Origin of the sequence: Nocardia sp. NPDC058497 (assembly GCF_042720195.1) — a bacterium.
Lineage (GTDB): Bacteria > Actinomycetota > Actinomycetes > Mycobacteriales > Mycobacteriaceae > Nocardia.
In genome coordinates this window covers 1-1,040 of record NZ_JBHXMY010001061.1, presented here as the reverse complement: position 1 = coordinate 1,040, position 1,040 = coordinate 1, and the positions used below count along the sequence as shown (strand labels likewise).

At 65.3% G+C, this 1,040-nt stretch carries 1 protein-coding gene; it reads right to left on the bottom strand.

Annotated elements, in window-relative coordinates; all coding sequences use genetic code 11:
- On the bottom strand, window positions 1–902 hold a 902-nt coding region (locus ACFWPJ_RS33710), incomplete at its 3' end, for a condensation domain-containing protein (RefSeq protein ID WP_378857692.1).
- Between the last annotated feature and the right edge of the window lie 138 nt (window positions 903–1,040).

Here is a 1,040-nt window from a genome sequence, read left to right as displayed (position 1 = left end):
GTGTATAAGAGACAGGTCGAGAGCGCCGCGTCCGGCCCTGCGGCGAGGAACCGGTGCAGGAACAGCAGGAACCGGTGGTGCTGCGCCGCCAATTCGGCATCGCTGTACAGGTTTCTGTTTGCCTGGAAGTCGATGTGGGTGCTCTCACCGCCCACCCCGGGATACAGGTTGACGAAGAGATCTTCGATCAGCCCGGAGGTCAGCACGTGCAACCGTCCGGTGACCTCGCCGAGCTGAATCCGGCTGTCCACCATCATCAGGTTCACCGACGGCCCGAACGACGAGGGTTCGTCCATCGGCCAGCCGAGATCGCGAAAGATGTCCTCCTGGCGGTAACGTTGCCGCCGCAACGCGCCGGTGAGTTCACCCTGCGCGGCGCGGATCGCATCGCCGACAGTGGTGGTCGGCGACAGGGTGAGCCGCAGCGGGACGACATTGGCGACCATGCCACCGGACCATCGCAGGCTCGCCGTGGTGCGCGCCGAAACGGGAAGGCTCAACACGACTTCCTCGGCTCCGGTCATAGCGGCGAGATACGCGCCGAAGGCGGCGACGACGGTCGGTGCGACACCCGAGGAGGCAGCCTTCGCGACAGAGTCAAGCAGCGCCGCCATGTCACTGGTCAGCGCGCCCGCGACGCGTCTCGGCTGCGCGTCGACATCGGCGATGCGCCCGGACAGGCTCACGGGGTCGGCCATTCCGCGTAGGTGCTCGAGCCAATACTCCCGATCGGCCACGAACCGATCCGAGCTGCGGTAGGCCACATCGGCGTCGACGATCTTGCGGAGATCCTCGGCCTTGGCCGCAGGTGGTTCCTTGCCATCGACCGCCGCGTTGTAGAGCTCGCTGGTGCGCTGCACCATGGCCACCGCGCCCATGCCGTCCAGCACGATGTGGTGGATCCGCGTGTAGCAGAACCATCGGTCGTCGGCGATCCGCAGCAGGGCGCCACAGACCAGGCTTCGATCGAATCTGGAATCTTCAAATCGAATGCATCCAGAAGCTTGTAGAAACTCGGCGTGCCCTGAATGTGGCTGGGA